Annotated in this window: 20 protein-coding genes and 1 pseudogene; 17 read left to right on the top strand and 4 right to left on the bottom strand. The window is 37.2% G+C overall.

Annotation, left to right across the window (positions count from 1 at the left end):
• Positions 1-59 precede the first annotated feature (59 nt).
• Positions 60-476 (bottom strand): annotated as a pseudogene (locus ACTH6U_RS13925) (molybdopterin-dependent oxidoreductase); the annotation flags it as partial.
• Between the two features lie 420 nt (positions 477-896).
• Here ACTH6U_RS13925 and hprR point away from each other — a divergent pair.
• The 12 genes from hprR to ACTH6U_RS13865 all read left to right on the top strand — a co-directional run bounded on the left by hprR (position 897) and on the right by ACTH6U_RS13865 (position 12,464).
• Positions 897-1,568, top strand: coding sequence for a response regulator transcription factor HprR (gene hprR / locus ACTH6U_RS13920; protein WP_441832453.1), 672 nt, complete (start codon positions 897-899; stop codon positions 1,566-1,568).
• Positions 1,565-2,923 (top strand): heavy metal sensor histidine kinase, encoded by a 1,359-nt coding sequence (locus ACTH6U_RS13915; RefSeq protein WP_441832452.1) that lies wholly within the window; start codon positions 1,565-1,567, stop codon positions 2,921-2,923. Before hprR ends, ACTH6U_RS13915 begins: the two co-directional genes overlap by 4 nt.
• Positions 2,924-3,114: 191 nt before the next feature.
• On the top strand, positions 3,115-4,125 hold the full coding sequence (gene msrP, locus ACTH6U_RS13910; RefSeq protein ID WP_294102980.1) for a protein-methionine-sulfoxide reductase catalytic subunit MsrP: 1,011 nt from the start codon (positions 3,115-3,117) through the stop codon (positions 4,123-4,125).
• Positions 4,126-4,128: 3 nt separating this feature from the next.
• Positions 4,129-4,725, top strand: coding sequence for a sulfite oxidase heme-binding subunit YedZ (locus ACTH6U_RS13905; RefSeq protein WP_441832451.1), 597 nt, complete (start codon positions 4,129-4,131; stop codon positions 4,723-4,725).
• 211 nt (positions 4,726-4,936) lie between these two features.
• Positions 4,937-5,857 (top strand): GntR family transcriptional regulator YhfZ, encoded by a 921-nt coding sequence (gene yhfZ / locus ACTH6U_RS13900; protein ID WP_434719423.1) that lies wholly within the window; start codon positions 4,937-4,939, stop codon positions 5,855-5,857.
• Positions 5,858-5,882: 25 nt separating this feature from the next.
• On the top strand, positions 5,883-6,242 hold the full coding sequence (locus ACTH6U_RS13895) for a PRD domain-containing protein (RefSeq protein WP_441832450.1): 360 nt from the start codon (positions 5,883-5,885) through the stop codon (positions 6,240-6,242).
• A 73-nt stretch (positions 6,243-6,315) separates the two neighbouring features.
• Positions 6,316-7,488 (top strand): YhfX family PLP-dependent enzyme, encoded by a 1,173-nt coding sequence (locus ACTH6U_RS13890; RefSeq protein ID WP_294102992.1) that lies wholly within the window; start codon positions 6,316-6,318, stop codon positions 7,486-7,488.
• Positions 7,481-8,707, top strand: coding sequence for a phosphopentomutase (locus ACTH6U_RS13885; RefSeq protein ID WP_441832449.1), 1,227 nt, complete (start codon positions 7,481-7,483; stop codon positions 8,705-8,707). Before ACTH6U_RS13890 ends, ACTH6U_RS13885 begins: the two co-directional genes overlap by 8 nt.
• 3 nt (positions 8,708-8,710) lie before the next feature.
• Complete coding sequence (locus ACTH6U_RS13880) at positions 8,711-9,607, top strand: phosphotriesterase-related protein (RefSeq protein WP_434719420.1); 897 nt, start codon at positions 8,711-8,713, stop codon at positions 9,605-9,607.
• An 18-nt stretch (positions 9,608-9,625) separates the two neighbouring features.
• Positions 9,626-9,988, top strand: a complete 363-nt coding sequence (locus tag ACTH6U_RS13875; protein WP_294103000.1) for a DUF2620 domain-containing protein — start codon at positions 9,626-9,628, stop codon at positions 9,986-9,988.
• A gap of 10 nt (positions 9,989-9,998) precedes the next feature.
• A complete protein-coding gene (locus tag ACTH6U_RS13870) occupies positions 9,999-11,348 on the top strand; it encodes a YhfT family protein (protein ID WP_294103003.1) in 1,350 nt (449 codons plus the stop codon).
• A 30-nt stretch (positions 11,349-11,378) separates the two neighbouring features.
• A complete protein-coding gene (locus ACTH6U_RS13865) occupies positions 11,379-12,464 on the top strand; it encodes an aminotransferase class V-fold PLP-dependent enzyme (RefSeq protein WP_434719418.1) in 1,086 nt (361 codons plus the stop codon).
• Between the two features lie 154 nt (positions 12,465-12,618).
• On the opposite strand, the gene ACTH6U_RS13860 is transcribed toward ACTH6U_RS13865, so the two are convergent.
• Positions 12,619-13,086, bottom strand: coding sequence for a hypothetical protein (locus ACTH6U_RS13860; protein ID WP_294103009.1), 468 nt, complete (start codon positions 13,084-13,086; stop codon positions 12,619-12,621).
• Positions 13,087-13,576: 490 nt separating this feature from the next.
• On the opposite strand from ACTH6U_RS13860, the gene ACTH6U_RS13855 reads away from it, so the two are divergent.
• Positions 13,577-13,921, top strand: a complete 345-nt coding sequence (locus tag ACTH6U_RS13855; RefSeq protein ID WP_294103012.1) for an antibiotic biosynthesis monooxygenase family protein — start codon at positions 13,577-13,579, stop codon at positions 13,919-13,921.
• A gap of 98 nt (positions 13,922-14,019) precedes the next feature.
• Here the strand turns inward: ACTH6U_RS13855 and ACTH6U_RS13850 are convergent, their stop codons facing one another.
• The gene (locus ACTH6U_RS13850; RefSeq protein ID WP_294103016.1) at positions 14,020-14,484 is read right to left on the bottom strand and encodes a multidrug/biocide efflux PACE transporter; all 465 of its coding nucleotides are present in this window, start codon (positions 14,482-14,484) and stop codon (positions 14,020-14,022) included.
• A gap of 113 nt (positions 14,485-14,597) precedes the next feature.
• On the opposite strand from ACTH6U_RS13850, the gene ACTH6U_RS13845 reads away from it, so the two are divergent.
• From ACTH6U_RS13845 to dkgB, 3 genes are all read left to right on the top strand, one after another.
• Positions 14,598-15,470, top strand: a complete 873-nt coding sequence (locus ACTH6U_RS13845; RefSeq protein WP_441832448.1) for a LysR family transcriptional regulator — start codon at positions 14,598-14,600, stop codon at positions 15,468-15,470.
• Positions 15,471-15,586: 116 nt separating this feature from the next.
• Positions 15,587-16,066 carry a DUF4822 domain-containing protein gene (locus tag ACTH6U_RS13840; RefSeq protein WP_434719414.1) on the top strand — a complete coding sequence of 160 codons (480 nt, stop codon included), beginning with the start codon at positions 15,587-15,589 and terminating at the stop codon, positions 16,064-16,066.
• Between the two features lie 422 nt (positions 16,067-16,488).
• Positions 16,489-17,292, top strand: coding sequence for a 2,5-didehydrogluconate reductase DkgB (gene dkgB, locus ACTH6U_RS13835; protein ID WP_434719413.1), 804 nt, complete (start codon positions 16,489-16,491; stop codon positions 17,290-17,292).
• Positions 17,293-17,385: 93 nt separating this feature from the next.
• On the opposite strand, the gene yegD is transcribed toward dkgB, so the two are convergent.
• Positions 17,386-18,738: a molecular chaperone gene (gene yegD, locus ACTH6U_RS13830; protein WP_441832447.1), complete on the bottom strand. Its 1,353-nt coding sequence runs from the start codon at positions 18,736-18,738 to the stop codon at positions 17,386-17,388.
• A gap of 241 nt (positions 18,739-18,979) precedes the next feature.
• On the opposite strand from yegD, the gene ACTH6U_RS13825 reads away from it, so the two are divergent.
• Positions 18,980-19,228: a GDCCVxC domain-containing (seleno)protein gene (locus ACTH6U_RS13825; protein ID WP_434719412.1), complete on the top strand. Its 249-nt coding sequence runs from the start codon at positions 18,980-18,982 to the stop codon at positions 19,226-19,228.
• The last annotated feature ends 31 nt before the right edge of the window (positions 19,229-19,259 follow it).

Raw genomic sequence — 19,259 nt, 5'->3', positions numbered from 1 at the left:
TTACTCATTGCGCCATTACCGACCGAACGCTGCAGACCTGCAACCGAAGGGCCGTGTCAGACACGCGCACAGCAGTCGATATTATTACTACCGACAGCTGCACGAACAAATTTTTGCATCACAAAGTTAGCTTCATTACCCGGACCGCGAGAAGACCCTGTGGTCATAATCGCTTTTGGACCATATTTTGCTTTAATTGCCAGTAACCGCGAGCTGGCAAATTCAATCGCTTCATCCCAAGAAACCACTTCTAACTTGCCACCACGTTCACGGCGGATCATTGGGTTTTTGAGGCGAGGTGTTAAAATTTTAGTGTCATGAATGAAGTCCCAGCCATAATAGCCTTTCAGGCAGAGCTCTCCTTCATTGGTGTGACCATTTGCGCCTTCTGCGCCAATGATCTTCCCGTTCTCCACCTTCAGGTTTATTTTACAGCCTGAGGCGCAATACGGGCAGACGGTGATGACTTTTTCCATCAACATTGCTCCTATATTTTTCATTTAACGGTTAAATACCGCCTTATCTCCCTTATATATGCAGGGTTTATGCCAGTTTTAATATTTAAACTAAACTTATCTAATCTATTGAATTTAAAAATGATATTTTTTATGCCTATTTTCTCATAGACGAAAAAAACATGAAGTAGAGCCGATCGTCAAAAATGACGAGAGTGGTTTGTCGATGCTAGATGCAAATGGCGGTGCGATAGCTTAATAGTTTAAAAGTGCAGACTGAGGTGCATGTAACATGCTTTTTAATCCGAATGAAAATTGACTATCAAAGATCAATAGTCCCTAATCTTGCATAAAGCGATTAACAAATGATTGAAAGAGACTATAAAGCTCGTTATAAATATTCAGATTATTATGAATAAAAAGGATTTTAGGATCGTTAAAATGAAAATATTATTAATTGAAGATCATGATAAAACAGGAAGTTGGATAAAAAAAGGCTTAGAAGAGGCGGGTTTTACTGTTGATATTGCGACTGATGGTAGGGATGGCCTCTATTTTGCGTTAGAAAATGATTACCAATTAATCATTTTAGATATTATGTTACCCGGTATGGATGGGTGGAATATCTTGAGAATTTTACGAACATCTAAAGCTGTTCCGGTTATTTGTTTAACTGCGCGAGATGCGGTTGATGACCGTGTTAAAGGTTTAGAGTTAGGTGCAAATGACTATTTAGTTAAGCCTTTTTCATTTTCTGAATTATTAGCACGTATTAAAAATCAATTACGCACTCATCAAATCGCGCCGACAGTAATTGAAATTGCTGATCTTAAAGTTGATCTTACTCGGCATGATGTTGAGCGCGGTGGTTTGAAAATCCCTATGACACGCCAAGAATATTCACTATTACTATTTTTTGCGTTACATGTGGATGAAATTTTACCTCGAACGTTAATCGCCAGTGAAGTTTGGGGGATTGATTTTGAAAGTGATACTAATATTGTCGATGTTGCTATTCGTCGATTGAGAAAAAAAGTAGATGATACTTTTGATGTTAAATTAATCGAAACAATTCGAGGTATGGGATATCGCCTCAATAGGCCAACAACATGAAAGTAAAATCATTACGCTTTAAAATTATCACTTTATTTGTCTTGCTGATGGTGGTTAACACTAGCTTTGTGACATTAACATTATATTACTCTCTAAAAAATGAGTTGGTTTCACGTGATGATAATTTACTGGTAAATCGTGCAGATCAACTGGCGAAACTGATTGTTAGCGGCATTGATATTAAAACATTACCTATTTATTTCCAGCGTATGATGGATATGAAACAGGATATTATTCAAATTAAAGATTTAAACAATCATGTGATAGTGGAAACCAATTCAGATATTTTATTAACTTCCCATCTTAAAGTGATTAATTTGGATGAATTGGGATTAAATTCTATCACTCATTGGGAGACTACATCGGGAACGCCAGTATCTGCAATTAGTTTTGATATTCAATCACCTATTGGAAAACTTCAAGTTGTTATTGCTAAAGTCTCTATTGATCGTAACAGTGTGCTAGCTGAATATTTGAAAAAAAGTATCTTTATACCGATTATCTCGATTTTATTTATGGGTATTCTAAGTTTTTGGTTAATTAAACGTGGATTACATGATATTGCCTTGTTGAGTCAGATCACTGCTAATAGTGATATCCATTCACTTGCCGAGAGCATTGATATTGAACAGTTACCGGATGAACTCAAGAATTTAGGTGATTCATTAAATATTATGCGGTCAAGACTGAAAAATGATTTTATTAAATTAACCCAATTATCAGATGATTTGGCACATGAGTTAAGAACACCCATTAATGCGATCCGTGTGCAAAATGAAATTATATTACAGCGACCACGTACTGTGGCTGAATATGAAGCCATTATTGTGAGTAATATTGAAGAGCTAGATAAACTCGCTAAAATTATTCAAAGTGTGTTATTTATCGCTAGGGCGGAAAATAAAAATATCGCGCTAAAAAGAGAAAATCTTCTTTTATCCGGGGTGATTGATGAGGTTTATGACTTATTTTCTCACTATGCAGAAGAAAAGCAAATTCAGTTAATCCATGACGAGTCTTCCCTTCATATTGATGCAGATCGTTTGCTATTGGTTCGAGTTTTAATGAACTTAATTTCAAATGCGATTAAATATTCTTACCCTAATACCCAAGTTACTACGCATATTGAAAGCAATGATGAAAGGTTAATAATTGCGGTTACCAATGAAGGTGACATGATTGCTGTCAAAAATGAGGTTTTTACCCGTTTTTGGCGCGGGGATAACGCTCGCAGTTCTGATGGCAGCGGATTAGGTTTATCAATTGTCCAAGCGATTATGACTTTACATGGCGGTGAAGTTATTTTTGAACGTATTGATAAATATAATGTTGTCACCTTATCTTTCCCTAATTGATAAGGCGAAATGATTAACATGACAATTTTGTCATTAACCCGTCAGCTTGTTTCATTCATTTTTCGGTATAACAATATCAAATTATAAGAATGCGCATTTTATTTCTTCATCAATGTGTTTTCTTTTATGTTTTCAGTTTTTATATAAAACGCTTGTGACTGACTTATGTATTTGAGTTGAGGAAAATAATAATGAAAAAATCGAAAATAACGAAAGATACTGATATTACACCTGAATCTGTTTTCATGATGAAGCGTAGAAATTTACTCAAATTACTGGGGGTTGGCGCGGCAGGATTAGCTGCTAGCTCGGCGGTTAAAGCTGACTTTTTTTCATGGTTTTCGGGTGATGAAAAAATCGTTACGCCTAAAATAGCGACAAGAGAACTCACCTTTATAAAGCCTGAAGCATACCAAAGTGAACTAGTGTTAACGCCTGAGGATAAGGTCACAGGCTATAATAATTTTTATGAATTCGGTTTAAATAAATCTGATCCTGCCGAATATGCACATACCATGAAAACTGATGAGTGGATGGTTTCAATTGAAGGGGAAGTTAACCGTCCAATAACGTTAAGTTTAGATGATATTCGTCATAAATTTACACTAGAAGAACGTATATATCGTATGCGCTGCGTTGAAGCGTGGTCAATGGTCATTCCTTGGATTGGCTTTCCATTAGCGAGCTTGCTTGCATTAGTTGAGCCAACAAGTCGCGCAAAATATGTTGCGTTCGAAACGCGATATGCACCGGAAGAAATGCCGGGTCAAAATAGTCGTTTTGTGGGAGGGGGGCTGCAATATCCTTACGTTGAAGGACTTCGCTTAGACGAAGCCATGAATCCGCTAGCATTTATGGCAACTGGGGTGTATGGCAAAGAATTACCTAATCAAAATGGTGCACCTATTCGTTTAGTTGTTCCGTGGAAATATGGTTTTAAAGGCATTAAATCGATTGTCAAAATTAGATTGACGGAATCCATCCCGCCTACAACATGGAATTTATCTGCGCCAGATGAATATGGTTTTTATGCCAATGTGAACCCAGATGTCAATCATCCTCGTTGGTCTCAAGCCTCAGAGCGTTTTATTGGCTCAGGGGGATTAGGACAAGTCACAAGACAGCCAACATTGCCTTTTAATGGTTATGGCGAAGAGGTTGCGAGTTTATATACAGGTATGGATTTAAGGAGAAACTTTTAATTTATGGATCCACGTCAGATGCCAATTGGTTTGGTAAAAGGTATTTTCCAGTTAATTGCATTACTGCCATTGGCATGGCTTATTTATGCAATTAATCTTCAACAGCTAAGTGCTGATCCCGCAAAGGATATTCAGCATTTTACTGGGCTGACAGCACTGCGTTTATTAGTGTTGATTGCTGTTATTCCTATGCTAGCTCACTACTTAAAATGGAATAATATATTTCAAGTAAGAAAGCTAGTAGGGATATGGTGTTTTGTCTGGGCGACATTGCATTTAACGAGCTATTTATTACTTGAAATAGGTTGGAGTAATGTGGATTTATTTTTCTCAGAAATTTATTCTAGAGTCTATCTAGCAATAGGCTTAATTTGTTGGTTATTTTTATTTGTAATGGCGATAAGTTCTTTTAATTGGTTACGAGTTAAGCTTGGTAAATGGTGGAAAAGAATACACAATTTACTTTACCCTGTGCTGCTATTAGTGGTTTTACACTTTGCGTTATCGATGAAAACAATAACGCCAGAACCGTTTTTTTATCTGGCAATTATCTTATTCGCCTATTCCCACCGATTCTTACAACGGAAGATAAATAGTTAGTTATTGTTTATCTTATTTATCATGTATATAAATTTATTTTTTTAGTTTTAATAATCTTATTGTTTGATATATAAGGTTATTGTTTAATGCATTCTTGTCTACGATACATTTATATCACATTCGTGATGATAGTCACTAATTGACATTTATTTGTTTGCAATTTATCTTCAAATTAATGAAGATAAATTTAATATAATTTTTGAATAATATTATGACCCAAGCATTTATTAAAAAAGAAGGAATTGCGCAGTCTTATCTCTCGCGTTATTTACTGGTCTTAGAGAATGGTAGTCGTCTTAAAACCATTGATGAATTAGCGAAAGATAGTTATCTATCAGTAGGATTGATGCAATCAGCATTGAAATCATTAGAGGCTCTTGGCGCTATTACTATTGAGCGACGGGGTCGTAATGGTAGTTTCGTTACTAAGATTGACCATAAGCTACTTTTTAAATTTGCTAATATCGGTAACGTTGTTTGTGCTATGCCGCTGCCTTATGCAAGAGTTTATGAAGGGCTGGCGAGTGGCTTGAAAGCACAGTTTTTAGAGGTTCCATTCTATTTCGCACATATGCGAGGGTCTGATATTCGCATTGAGTGTTTAGAAAATGGTATTTATGATTTAGCGGTAACTTCACGTTTGGCAGCTGAGCAGCATTTATCTGAGCATAATGTGCATATTGCCCTAGCTCTTGGAAAATATAGCTATGCGCAAGAACATAAATTGATTTATCGCCAAGGTGAGTTGAATAGCATTCGAAAAGTGGGCGTCGACAGAACCTCAACAGACCAGAAAATGATGACGGAACAATGGAGTGCCGGTGGTGACTATATTTTTGTCGATGTTTCATATCATGAATGCGTTAATAAAATAATGAGTCATGAAATTGATGCCGCTATTTGGAACGTCGGCCAGGGTAAAGAGCTAGATCAACTTGGCTTAACAACGCAATCTTTAATTGAGAATAAAAATCTTAGTCATGATTGTTTTTATAAGGCATCAGAAGCGGTTATTTTGACTCGTAAAGATGATTCTCAATTGCAGCAACTCATTAGTACAATGATTGACCCTGATGCTTTGTTAATCCACCAAAAAAATGTAATTGATGGCGTAATTGAACCAGTTTATTGAATTTAAGTTATGGGAGCAGTGAAATATGGAGCAAAGGCTGGCTATTTTATTACAAGGTGGTGTCATTGACCAAGATATTCATGACGGCATGTTGTGTGTAATATCAAATTTGGAGAATGATTGGAAAATAACGATTCGGCACTCTCAAGGCAACATGGCACTAACACACATGGCAAGTGCATTGATGCGTTCTCGAAGAGGGGAAAAAATTGAACCTGTTGATAGTGATATTTTAGATGAAGTTAAACAACTTGAGGATTACCAATTGGTTACGCAGATTCATCAGTCACTCCTTAGTCATTTTCAATTAACGCTAGACCCTGCGGAAGAAGGTTATTTACTCGCAAATATTTATAGTTTGATATTGGCAAATGAGCATAGTTAAATTTTCAGTTTAAATATTCATTATTTTGAATATTTAAATCAGCGCCTATTCTTGCCAACACTAAGGGAAATGTATGTTCATTGAGGCATTAAAAAAACAGAATCCAAAACTCATTGAGGCCGCGACACATTTCTGGCAAAGGGGAGAAATTCTTCCTGATAGCTACATTATTGATGTCGATCAGGTCATAAGCAATGGGCAAAAATTACTGGCGACTGCGCAAGTTAATGGTATTGAGCTCTATGCAATGACTAAGCAAATCGGTCGTAATCCATTTTTGGCGAAAAAATTGATTGAGTTAGGTTATCGCGGTGTTGTTGCTGTTGATTTTAAAGAAGCGGATACCCTAAGTGAGCACCATATACCCTTGAGTCATCTCGGCCATCTAGTCCAGATCCCAGACGCACTTATTAAGCCATTACTACAAGCAGAACCTGAGGTTATCACGTTATTTTCATTAGAAAAAGCGGCTAAAGTTAGTGCGGTGGCGCTGACTTTAAATAGGGTTCAGCCTGTGTTACTAAAGTTCACCCGTGATGGCGACAACCTTTATCCGGGGCAAGAAGCCGGTTTCGATTTTAATAAAATTGAACAAACGGTTACTGAAATAAAAAAATTATCGGGTATTCAAATTGTGGGATTAACTCACTTCCCCTGTCTTTTGTGGAATGAAGAACAACAAACGACACAGATAACCCCGAACCTTCAAACTTTAATGGAATCGGCAAGGGCTTTAAGTTCACTGGGTATTGATGTGAAGCAAATTAATGGCCCATCAGCATCGAGTATTTCTACGCTTCCTTTATTGGCACAGAACGGTATTACTCATACTGAGCCTGGGCATGCTTTTACAGGCACCATTCCTGCTAACCAGTTTGGTACACAACCTGAAAAGATAGCGATGGTTTATTTGACTGAGGTTTCCCATCAATTTGCAGGTAAAACATATTGTTTTGGTGGCGGGTATTATCGAAGAGGAAACGCGAAGAATGCACTGGTTAGAATGTCTGATAACCAGTATCAAAGTGCCGATATTTTGCCACTAGATAGTTCAAGTATTGATTATCACATTCCATTAGCGGGGCAATTTCCTATTGGCTCAGCTGTCGTGATGTGCTTTCGCACACAAATTTTTGCCACTCGTAGCGACGTTGTTTTAATTTCAGGTATTTCTCAAGGAAAACCGAGATTAGAGGGGATTTACAACAGTCAGGGCGAGTGGAAAAAGGAGCGTTATCATGGCTAAGTTTTTAGTTCTCGTCATTGATAGTTTTGGTGTTGGTAGTATGGATGACGTGCCTTCAGTACGGCCGCAAGATATTGGCGCTAATACCTGTGGGCACATCTTTCAATGTAAACCTGATTTACAGCTCCCGATGTTGGAAAAGCTCGGCATTGTTAATGCGCTAGGTTTTCAGGCAAATAATATTAATTTTTCTGATGAAGCAAATGTGGGAACTGCTGACCTTCAACATGATGGCGGCGACACGTTTATGGGGCATCAGGAAATCATGGGCACAAAACCAAAAATTCCTTTACGCATTCCTTTTTCGGTTGTTATTGCCGATGTTGAAACTGCTTTGATAGCTGCTGGCTTCAAGGTGAGCCGAAAAGGAAATAAACCGTTGCAGTATCTCTGTATTAATCAACATGTTGCGATTGGTGATAATCTTGAAGCTGATTTAGGACAAGTATTTAATATTACAGCTAATTTGACTGAAATAGGCTTTGATGAGGTACGTAAAATTGGTGAGATTGTACGCCAGCAAGTGAAAGTTGATAGGGTGATTGCATTTGGTGGTTTGATGGTATCTAGCCAACAAATTCATGATGCAGTCGAGCAAAAAGAAGGCCGATATATTGGAATTAATGCCCCTAAATCAGGGGCATATGATAAGGGTTTTCAGGTTGTTCATATGGGATATGGGGTTGATAGCCAACAACAGGTTCCAGAAAAATTAGCGAAAAAAGGGGTTCAAACGGTCTTAATTGGCAAAGTCGCGGATATTGTTGAAAACCCTCACGGCACCAGCTACAAAAATTTAGTCGATTCACAAACTATTATGGATCTGACTTTTGAGGAAATGTGTGTGCCAGGTGACCGTTTTATTTGTACTAACATTCAAGAGACCGATCTTTCTGGTCATGCTCAAAGTGTTGATCGTTATGCGGATTGTTTAGCTATTGTTGATAAAAATTTAGCTCGCATTATCGAAGTTATGACAAGTGAAGATTGTTTGGTAGTTATGGCTGATCACGGCAATGACCCGACTATTGGTCATAGTAAGCATACGCGAGAAAAAGTTCCGCTGTTAGTTTATCAACCCGGAATTCGCGGTGTCGATATTGGTCACCGTGCAACACTTTCAGATGTTGGGGCGACAGTTTGTGACTTTTTTCATGCAAAATTGCCACAAAATGGTACCTCATTTTTATCATTAATGAATTCACAGGAGAAAGGATAAAAAATGAATAATTACCTTGATCCTACGGGTTATACCTATGCCCATGAGCATTTACATATCGATTTATCCGGTGAGAAAAATAATATTGATTGCCGTTTAGACCAATACACTTTGTTGGTTGCAGAAATGAGCCGGTTATATGATCTCGGTGTGCGCAATATTATTGAGGTAACTAATCGCTATATGGGGCGTAATCCTCAGTTTTTACTCAATATTATGCATGAAAGTAAAATGAATATTGTCGCCTCTACAGGCTATTACCAACAAAAATTTTATCCTGATAGCGTTAAATCATTGAGTGTGAAACAGATAGCGCAAGAGATGATTGATGAGATTGTAATTGGCATTGATGGTACAACGCTAAAAGCGGGTGTTATTGCGGAAATCGGCTCAAGTTTTGAGAAAATAACCGATGATGAACGCAAAGTTTTTGAAGCGGCGGCAATGGCGAGTCTTGAAACTGGACGCCCTATTTCAACACATACGACATTAAGCACTATGGGGTATGAGCAGCTAGTTATGTTAAAGGGATTTGGTATCTCACCTAAAAGTATTGTGATTGGGCATTGTGATTTGAAAGACAATCTTGATGTGATTTTACCGATACTTGAAGAGGGTGGATGGGTGCAATTCGACACTATTGGTAAAAACGATTATTACCCTGATGAAAAACGAATTGAAATGTTAAATGTAGTGAAATCAAAAGGATTTTTAGGGCAAGTAATGCTTTCTATGGATATTACTCGACGTTCTCATTTAAAAGGGAATGGAGGAATAGGTTTTGATTATTTAATCACGACTTTTGTACCTATGTTGATAAACGCAGGTTTCACTCAAAAAGATGTCAATTTAATGTTACGTGATAATCCGATTCAATTTTTTAATTACAATCATAAATAAAAACAGAAGGATGGAGCTATGAAATTCGTTGTTGGCGGACAAATTGAAAAAGAAAAAATTGCAGACAGTATTCGTGCACTTGCTGGTGATAAAGCAGAATCTGTTGTTGTCATGAATGATATAGAAGCTGCAATGGCGCTCAAAAGTGGTGCTGTAGACTATTACCTTGGAGCCTGTAATACCGGGGGTGGTGGTGCACTGGCAATGGCTATTGCTATTGTTGGCATGGGATCTTGTGCAACTGTGGGTATGCCAGGAAAAATTTTATCTGATGATGAAATTATTGAGCATGTCAAAAATGGCAAAAAAGCATTTGGTTTTACAGGACAAGATATTGATGTTGTGTTGCCTGTGATTATTAAGGCCATTTTCTCTGAGTAAGGGGTAGGTTATGGCACAAGATTTTTTGTTGCGGCTTATTGAAGTCGACCCTCTCAAAGCGATGTTGCTTGCTTTGATTGGCGCAATATCTGCCATGATGGCAAACCGAGGAATTGCAGTGTTTCATGATGGCTTGCGGCCACTGATCCCTGAATATTTGGAAGGGCGTATGAGCCGTAAAGCTCTCGCTGCAACCAGTTTTGCGCTAAGTTTTGGTTTAATTATCGGTTTTGGTATTCCATTTTCATTAGCTGCACCAATTATTCTTGTTCACAGTTTGCTCCTCGGTACTGATGTTATTGGTATCTGGTGTGCGGATAGTAAAAAAGGGTTTATTTTATCGGGTATTATTGGTGCGCTTTATGCTGTTGGGTTACTGACAGGTCTGCGTTCTATCGTTGAAATTTTCTCAATGCTACCTGTTAACTTTATGAATAACTTGAGTAAAGTGGGAGACCCTATTGTTGTGTGTTTCTCATTATTCCCAGCGGTTGTTGTAGGTTATCAGTATGGCTATCGCAAAGGGATTTGGGTGCTAGTTGCGACTATCATTGGTTATTTAGGTACACAATCAGTCGGTAGCTTGACATTTGGTGGCCTAATTGAAAAACCAGTTAAACTCGATCCAAACGGTACCGCATTATTACTGGCGATGGTCGCAATGTTCTATTTTGCGATGAAAGAACGCCCTCCTCAACGTACTGATGACGGTCAAAAAGGGGCAAATGAAATGTTGGTGGGGTTATTTTCCAGCCGCATCGAACGTATTCAGAAAAATAAATGGTTGTTGATCCTCAGTGGTGGTTTAACCGCGGTGGCGGCGACGATGTCATTTAGTTTATTAGCAGAAGGACCTGTATCACTGCAATTAATGGCTCAAGGAGAGCAAAGTAGCGCAATGTTGGTCGCATTAGCGCGAGCTATTAGCTTTGTCCCATTAGTAGGTACGACTGCTATAGCAACAGGGGTGTACAGCCCTGATGGCATGAAATTTGTTTTTGTTGCCGGATTAGCAACAAGTAATCCTTGGATAGCATTTATTGCTGGTTGTGTGATTATGTTCTTAGAAATCATCATGCTAGCAAAGATTGCGATTTGGCTTGATAAATACCCTGGCGTTAAAGCATGCGGTGATCATATCCGTACTGCGATTACGCGTATGTTAGAAATTTCCTTATTAGTTGGCGGGATGATTGCATCAAATGCGATTTTACCGGGAATGGGCTTTATGGTTGTTGCAGGGATTTACCTACTAAATCGAACTTCTAAGCGACCATTTGTTGAGATGGCGATAGGCCCAATAGCAACGATTATTGTGGGTATTCTTGCCAATATTATTCATCTCGTTGGTTTGAGCTAATTTAGATACGTTAGATAAAAGAGAGTGAAAATGAAAACATATCCGTTACAAAGCATGACGATGGATCAGGCACAACAAAAACAGTTTCGTTTGGTTGATATTATTTGTCAGCATTTTCCGGGTAGTGATTTTCTCACTCAGGGTGATTTGGGGTTGGTTCCGGGTCTTAATCAGCCTCAAATCACGCAACGAGTCGAACAGGTTTTGGCTGACTTTTTTAGCGCCGAGTCAGCCGCTTTAGTGGGAGGGGCAGGGACTGGAGCATTAAGAGTTGGCCTTGCCGCGATGCTAAAATCAGGTGAAACTTTACTGGTTCATGATGCGCCTATTTATCCGACAACACGTGTCTCGATTGAACAAATGGGGATCAAAGTAATCACAGCGAATTTTAATCAGTTAGCAGAGGTTAAAAAGGTAATAAAAGCACACTCACCAAAAGCATGTTTGATACAGCATACTCGTCAAAAAATGGATGATAGTTATTATCTACCTGATGTTATTGAGTTGATGAATTCCTTTCAGATCCCAACAATTATTGATGACAATTATGCAGTAATGAAAACATCTCAAATTGGTTGTGAAGCCAACGCATCATTATCTACCTTTTCCAGTTTTAAATTACTGGGACCCGCTGGTGTTGGGGTGATCGTTGGGGAACGACAATGGATAAGTAAGATACGTGCAACAATGTATTCAGGGGGGAGCCAGATCCAAGGGTATCAGGCGATGGAAGTGCTACGTGGTTTAGTGTTTGCACCTGTGACTCATGCTGTCCAAGCAAGCGTGAATGATGAGTTAGTTGTACGATTAAATCATGGTGAAATCAGAGCGGTTAAACATGCTTTTTTAGCAAATGCACAATCAAAAGTATTGTTAATTGAATTTAATCAACCGATTGCCAAGCAGGTACTCGCTAAAGCGACGGAGATGGGGGCTTTACCTTATCCTGTGGGAGCTGAATCACGATTTGAAATTCCACCTTTGTTTTATCGAATTTCAGGCACGTTTAGGGAAGCCGCACCAGACTTGGAAGAACGGATGATCCGTATTAATCCTAACCGTAGCGGTGCTGAGACGATAATGCGTATTTTACGTAATAGTTGCAGTGAATTGTGATGATAAGCTAAAAATATAATAGAATATATTGTGATTTTATTTTGAGTGGAATTTATTTTTTACTCTAACTTTTAAAAGTAAAGGCTTGAACTTAATTATTAACGCCAAGCCTTATTTACTTTATGTGTGATAAATTAAATTGCTTTTAATTTTCTTATTGTGATTTACTCCTGATTAAATGTTGCTCAATAGAATGACGAGTTGAGGGAGCGCTACTATTTTCAGTAAAACTAAGTGCTATTGCTGCGCGCTCATTGCTATTCATTAGAGAAAAAGGTTTTGCTATACCGTTAATTTTACTGTGAGATATTTCTCCAGCCTTAATATGTGAGGCTATTGCAGCTTGATTTGCATGAGACATATTATTTTCAGTAAAGCTTAACGAGACGATAGCCTTTTCATTCGCATTCATTTGTGAAAGCGGTTTTGAAATACCATTAATTCTAGTGACGGGTAAATTGGCAGCTTTAATATGTGCGGCAATTGCGGCTTGATTGGCATAAGACGTATTATTTTCAGTAAAGCCTAATGAGATAACTGCATTTTCATGAGATGTATTATCCGCATAAACAGTCGCACTCATCATCAAAGAAAATATAGTGGGGAATATGTACTTCTTCATCTTAAAACCTTATTAAATAAAATTTTTCATACTCAGGTTGAGAATGAGTTAAATAACTTCATTGCAAGATGATGTTTGAAATTCAGCATCTTTCGATGAAGTTGTATTTTCAATTTCATGAATTTAAATAAAACAATTAAATCAATAGCTAAATTAATAACTATCATTTTTAATTGATTTAAAATAAATGTGATTTATTATTCATATATACAGGTGATTATGATTAATTTATATTAAATAAAAATAACAAAAAAATTATTCTTAACACGCTCTTAATATAGGTCATGGGTATTGATGCTAAAATTGACATTTATGCAAATAATGAATGCATAAGATGCATTCGACTATTTTGAGGTGGAAAGATTAAGTATGAGATAGTGCAGATTTTACCGATATTAAAGACGAAAAAGTGGCAAAGTTGAGGTACTATCAGAGGTATTAAAATGCAAAATAATGAATATTGCTGTATTGATTGATCAGAGGAAAAAAGATGATTGCTGTTATTTTTGAATTACAGGCGAATGAAGGGCAACAAGAGAATTATTTAGCGCTAGCTCAACAATTGAAAGAGTCATTGATTGAAATTAACGGTTTTATCTCTATCGAACGATTTCAAAGTTTAAGTGACAATAACAAATTGTTGTCTCTTTCTTTTTGGGAAAGTGAGGATGCAGTCATGGTATGGAGAAATACTGAATTACATCGGCTAGCACAAGCAAAGGGGCGAGAGTCTATTTTGAAATATTATCGTTTGCGAGTCGCTTCCGTGATCCGTGATTATGGGTTAAATGAGCGCGAAATGGTGCCGCCTGACAGTCTTAATTACCATAACTAAAATTATTATGACTCAATGTTTTAAAATCCCCTCGCGACTTTAGTGAGATTACCTTAGTCGCAAGGGCGGTAATATACTGAGCCTTTAATGGATTAAACTTAGTTTGTGGTTTGTTTTACAATAATGGTCTGTTTTTCTTTATTGGCAAACCAGCGTTCACGTAATAAATCGTATGCCAGATTAAATGCATAAGTATAGAAAAGGAAGAAGGCAAAGAAGCCGACTTCTAATAAAAATGCATTCCATAGCGACATTTTTAATAATAGTGCCAATATTGGTACGCCCATGACAACAAAACTGAGTTCAAAGCCAATGGCGTGAGCAACGCGTACCTTTGCAGGTCTAGGTCCTTTTGATAAAGGCCAGTAGCGATCGAACAGCATGTTATAAAATAAGTTTAATAACATCGCGAGAGTTGATAACACAATGGCGACGGTTCCCATTTCAAAAATTGAGCGTCCTAAAAGCCATGCACTGACCGGCGCAGTTATCGCAATCGCGATGACTTCAAATGACACTGCGTGAAAAATACGTTCAGTTAATGTTTTTTTGTTTTTGCTCATACCTACCTCAAGTTCATTATTCAGATGTTTATTACTCAATAGAAAACGAGTGCAATTATTTTCTATTTTGTATATAAATACAAAATGGCAGCCATCGATAAAACCGATACCTTATGAACTATTCTATAGACACATTGCGTACCTTTGTTGAAGCCGCATCACTTAAATCTTTTTCTGCGGCGGCAAGAAAGCTCAATAAAAGTCAGTCAACAATTAGTAGCGCTATCAGTGGATTTGAAGATGATATGGGTTTTTCTTTATTTGATAGGCAGGGCAGAGAGTCAACGCTGACTTTTGCAGGCCGAAAAGTATTGAGTTTGGTGGAAGATATATTATCGGCTGATGAACGTTTACAGGCATTAAGAGTTGAGTTATCGCCTGAAATTGAACCCCGATTAAGCTGTGCTTTTTCTGATGTTTATCAGCCTCCTCATGCAGAGGATTTGTTGATAACGTTAGATAAGCAGTTTCCGCATATTGAATTTGAATTTTTGATTGCTGAAAATGATGACGTTATTAATATGCTGCAAAATCAACAGGCGCATATTGGTATGATGGAATCACGAATTGAGTATCCTGCTGATATCGCATTTGCTCGTCTGCCTATTCAAGGTGAGCTCGGATTATATGTACTTAAAACACATCCACTTGCTCATGAAAAAAATATTACTCATCAAGATTTAACGAAAACACGTCAGCTCAGGCTCAGCAGTGGCACAGGAACAATTATTAATAGTGAGAGAAATTGGTTTGCTCCTAATTATTTATTATTACTTGAAATGGCTGAACAAGGTATGGGATGGGTCATATTACCGACTTGGTTAGTGAGGCAATTTGGCCATGATTTACTGGCTAGTCTTAATTATACTCAATGGCCTAAAAAAATAGATGTTGATTTAGTTTGGTCTAAAAATAGCCCTCCAGGCAAAGCCGGTTATTGGTTAATTGACAAATTACTAAAAGATAATGGGTTTAATAAACAATAACTGTTTGTAACAATATATTACCATGTAAATATAGGTAATAATGTTTTGATAAATGGAATTATAAAGCTAGTCTGATTAATCACAACATCGTTATTTTGAATAATTGAGAGAGCAAAATGAAAAAACTATTAGTACCTACACTGTTAGCCGTTGTATCTACTATGTCTTTTAATCTTTACGCTGCCTCTGCTCCAGTGGAAAACCAAAAAGAAGTCGTCAAAAATAATTTAAATGCTTATGAACAAATTATGGTTGGAAAAGTATGGGAAACAACTGGTGCTTTAGATCAAGATAAAAAAGCTGTAAATTCAGATGATAAGCAAGTTGCCAATTTTTTTGGTTTAGCTGAATATTACCCTGATGGATCGTTTAATATGACAACCTTTGATGGTAAACCAAAAATGAAAGGTGATTGGTCATTTAGTGAAGAGGGTAAAACACGTTCATTAACAGCAAAAGACGATAAAGGTGATGTTTTATTTACACGTGTTGTCGAAAATGTCACGGTAACACCTGAAGAGTACACTTATAGAATTTATCCAGAACAGGATAATAAGACTAAATATTTTGATATCGTCCATAAAGTGAAAAAATAAAATTTAAATAGATTAATGCCGTGTTGTATATAGCGGCATTAAATTTTTATATTAATTCAATTCCACTATTTTTATAATAGCCATTCTTTGTATTTCCCTCGGTAAATTAATCGTTCATAAATAATGAAACTTTATTGATTTCAGTATTTTTATTAAACGACCTAGTTGCGTTTTATCGTATTAATCATTGTTGCTAATTTTGCAAAAGTCTTTTGTTATATCACCACTTGGTGACAAAATATAGTGGTATACAATAGAGCTCAGTCGGATGGTCTAACGTATTTATGGCTATCTAAATTATTTTTTAACAAAAATACATCAATGATCTTCTATACTTAATCGGTATCTGTTCTGTCATAAAGTATAGTGATGGGGCAAATTAAGATATGAATTTTAGTGAAGTTTATTAAAGAGAGGATAATATGGGCGTTCCATTGTTAGGTCTTGGTACTTTCCGTTTAAAAGACGATGTCGTGATTGATTCAGTAAAAACGGCATTAGAATTAGGTTATCGGGCAATTGATACTGCACAGATTTATGAAAATGAAGCTGCGGTTGGAAAAGCGATAGCCGAAAGCGGGGTACCGCGTCATGAGCTCTATATTACGACTAAAATTTGGATTGAGAATTTTAGTAAAGAAAAATTGATCCCGAGTTTGAAAAAAAGTTTAAGTGACTTACAAACTGACTATGTGGATTTAACATTAATTCACTGGCCATCACCTAATGATGCAGTGTCAGTTGATGAATTTATGACGGCGTTATTAGAAGCAAAAACGCAAGGGTTGACACGCGAAATTGGTATTTCTAACTTTACTATTCCATTAATGGAAAAAGCGATTGAAGCGGTTGGGGCTGAAAATATTGCGACTAATCAAATAGAACTATCACCTTACCTTCAAAATAGAAAAGTGGTTGAATGGGCGAATAAGCATGGCATTCATATCACGTCATATATGACGTTAGCTTATGGTAAAGCGTTAGAAGATGATGTGATTAAGAGCATTGCTAAAAAACATAGCGCCACGCCAGCACAAATTATTTTGGCTTGGGCGATGGGCGAAGGGTATTCAGTTATTCCTTCATCCACCAAGCGCGAAAATTTGGCAAGTAACTTATTGAGTGTTGATATTAAATTAGATGCTGATGATAAAAAAGCGATTGCTGCACTCGATTGTGATGGCCGTTTAGTAAATCCTGAAGGGCTAGCACCACAGTGGGATTGATCAGTAATCTCAAATTACGTTAAACATAAAGGGCAATGGCGATAGATATCGTCATTGCCCTTTATTTAAAAATAAGGTCTAAAAAAGCGAATATTATTTAAAACAAGTTTGTGCCCAGCGAGCTAAACCTGCGGTAACCGAACCAAAATCATCGCCTCGAACAATAGGAATATTAGGTAATTGTTGGCTAATGGCTTGGTGTAGAATAGGTGAACGAGCACTACCACCGGTAATAAAAATAGCGTCCGGTTGTATACCACCTTGAGTGACCGCCTCTTTAACTAATTCAATCATTTTACTTTTAGGCGATTCAATTGATTCAACCATTTGTTCTCGCTGAATATTAACTTCTAAATTTTCATTTATTAATGAAATTTTTGCTAAATAACTTTCATTATCTGATAATGCGATTTTGGCTTCTTCCGCTTTACGTACAATACTGTAGCCGAGCGTTTCATTATAGATTTCAAGCAAACGAGCTAATTTTTCAGGTTCTTGTGCTTCTTGCTTTAAGCGAGTTAAGGCCATCAGATTTTGTCGTGAATAAAAGTCTTTTTGTGCCTCGACATTATTTATTGCAATAGGATTCCAAAATTGCAGTAATGGCATTTTAATTCCTGACGATGATTGGCTTTCCATTCCAAAAAGACTCATTAACTGTTTTAGCGCGATAAATATATCAAGATCATTACCACCAACACGTTGGCCTGTATGCGCTAAAAGTGATGCGGTACGATCTTGAGCTGCTCGGTAGCTTGGCCCCATCTGAATTAAAGAACAGTCGGTTGTACCACCACCAATATCAACTACTAACACTATTTGATCTTTATTTAATGTCGCTTCATATTCAAGGCCTGCGGCAACGGGCTCAAATTGGAACGCGATATTTTTAAATCCAGCACGTTTTGCTGCTCGAATTAGAATGGCTTCAGCTTGTTGGTTTGCTAATTCACCACCACGACCATGAAAATTGATTGGGCGTCCAATAACGGTATCTGAAATAGTTTCGAGGGTATTTTTTTCAGCTGTTTGCTTTATATTTGCCATCATGGCGCATACGAGATCTTCAAAGAAGCTAACTTGTACTTCATGGAGGCCAGATGCCCCAAGAAAGGATTTAGGCGATTTAACATAGTAAACATCCCGAGGATCGCTTAAATATAATTCGAGAGCTGCTTGGCCAAAAACAATATCTTCGGGTACTAAATCGATTCCTTCATCTCGATTGAAAGCAATCGATCTTCTTAGTATTTGTTTTCCTACTTCATCAGATGGCGAGATATTGCAGTGACGAAATAAGTGCTCAGAGACTGATTCTCTTGTTGGTGCGCAAAGGGTAGAGGGAATATAAACATTATTACCTTCTAGCGGTAATAGCATTGGGTTTCCATCATTCATTATTGCGACAGAACAGTTGGATGTCCCGTAGTCAAAACCAATAAACATCTCGCCTCCAAATTTTGGACTTGCCTGAAAAAAAGGGGGGAAACTTTATATCAAGCGCCGGTGAATTGCTATCGGATTTATGGTTTTATTTAGAAAAACCCTCTATTGCTTTTTTCATGGGCCATCTGCTGGGATTAGGAATTAAATAATTTGCTATAAAACCTATTTTGCTCAAAGTTATCATGATAATAATGGGCTAAAGTCTTACCTGTGATTTTGCTAAATTTGATTGGAGAATAAGATGAGTAAAACAAATATTGAGCTGAAATCAACCATTACATGTCCTGAATGTGGGGCTTCTCAGGTAGAAGAAATGCCAACGAATGCATGTCAGTGGTTTTATGAATGTAAACATTGTGGTGTATTATTGAAACCGCTAGAAGGTGACTGTTGTGTTTTTTGTTCTTACGGATCAGTTAAATGTCCGCCAATTCAAGAAGCTAATCTTTCTGGGGTGGCATCATGTTGCACTGCGAATTTAAATAATTAATAATCTGATTTTACTGTAGATTACTTTGCTA

Source organism: Providencia sp., from assembly GCF_052096715.1.
Lineage (GTDB): Bacteria > Pseudomonadota > Gammaproteobacteria > Enterobacterales > Enterobacteriaceae > Providencia.
This window is presented reverse-complemented; position numbering and strand designations above follow the sequence as displayed.

Excerpts from the sequence above, each read along its gene's own strand:
- ACTH6U_RS13840 (WP_434719414.1), top strand. The coding sequence starts at position 15,587 with ATGAAAAAACTATTAGTACCTACACTGTTAGCCGTTGTATCTACTATG.
- ACTH6U_RS13870 (WP_294103003.1), top strand. The coding sequence starts at position 9,999 with ATGGCACAAGATTTTTTGTTGCGGCTTATTGAAGTCGACCCTCTCAAA.
- hprR (WP_441832453.1), top strand. The coding sequence starts at position 897 with ATGAAAATATTATTAATTGAAGATCATGATAAAACAGGAAGTTGGATA.
- ACTH6U_RS13845 (WP_441832448.1), top strand. The coding sequence starts at position 14,598 with ATGAACTATTCTATAGACACATTGCGTACCTTTGTTGAAGCCGCATCA.
- ACTH6U_RS13825 (WP_434719412.1), top strand. The coding sequence starts at position 18,980 with ATGAGTAAAACAAATATTGAGCTGAAATCAACCATTACATGTCCTGAA.
- ACTH6U_RS13885 (WP_441832449.1), top strand. The coding sequence starts at position 7,481 with ATGGCTAAGTTTTTAGTTCTCGTCATTGATAGTTTTGGTGTTGGTAGT.
- ACTH6U_RS13895 (WP_441832450.1), top strand. The coding sequence starts at position 5,883 with ATGGAGCAAAGGCTGGCTATTTTATTACAAGGTGGTGTCATTGACCAA.
- ACTH6U_RS13865 (WP_434719418.1), top strand. The coding sequence starts at position 11,379 with ATGAAAACATATCCGTTACAAAGCATGACGATGGATCAGGCACAACAA.
- ACTH6U_RS13850 (WP_294103016.1), bottom strand. The coding sequence starts at position 14,484 with ATGAGCAAAAACAAAAAAACATTAACTGAACGTATTTTTCACGCAGTG.
- ACTH6U_RS13875 (WP_294103000.1), top strand. The coding sequence starts at position 9,626 with ATGAAATTCGTTGTTGGCGGACAAATTGAAAAAGAAAAAATTGCAGAC.
- ACTH6U_RS13855 (WP_294103012.1), top strand. The coding sequence starts at position 13,577 with ATGATTGCTGTTATTTTTGAATTACAGGCGAATGAAGGGCAACAAGAG.
- yhfZ (WP_434719423.1), top strand. The coding sequence starts at position 4,937 with ATGACCCAAGCATTTATTAAAAAAGAAGGAATTGCGCAGTCTTATCTC.
- dkgB (WP_434719413.1), top strand. The coding sequence starts at position 16,489 with ATGGGCGTTCCATTGTTAGGTCTTGGTACTTTCCGTTTAAAAGACGAT.
- ACTH6U_RS13890 (WP_294102992.1), top strand. The coding sequence starts at position 6,316 with ATGTTCATTGAGGCATTAAAAAAACAGAATCCAAAACTCATTGAGGCC.
- ACTH6U_RS13860 (WP_294103009.1), bottom strand. The coding sequence starts at position 13,086 with ATGAAGAAGTACATATTCCCCACTATATTTTCTTTGATGATGAGTGCG.
- yegD (WP_441832447.1), bottom strand. The coding sequence starts at position 18,738 with ATGTTTATTGGTTTTGACTACGGGACATCCAACTGTTCTGTCGCAATA.
- ACTH6U_RS13905 (WP_441832451.1), top strand. The coding sequence starts at position 4,129 with ATGGATCCACGTCAGATGCCAATTGGTTTGGTAAAAGGTATTTTCCAG.
- ACTH6U_RS13880 (WP_434719420.1), top strand. The coding sequence starts at position 8,711 with ATGAATAATTACCTTGATCCTACGGGTTATACCTATGCCCATGAGCAT.
- ACTH6U_RS13915 (WP_441832452.1), top strand. The coding sequence starts at position 1,565 with ATGAAAGTAAAATCATTACGCTTTAAAATTATCACTTTATTTGTCTTG.
- msrP (WP_294102980.1), top strand. The coding sequence starts at position 3,115 with ATGAAAAAATCGAAAATAACGAAAGATACTGATATTACACCTGAATCT.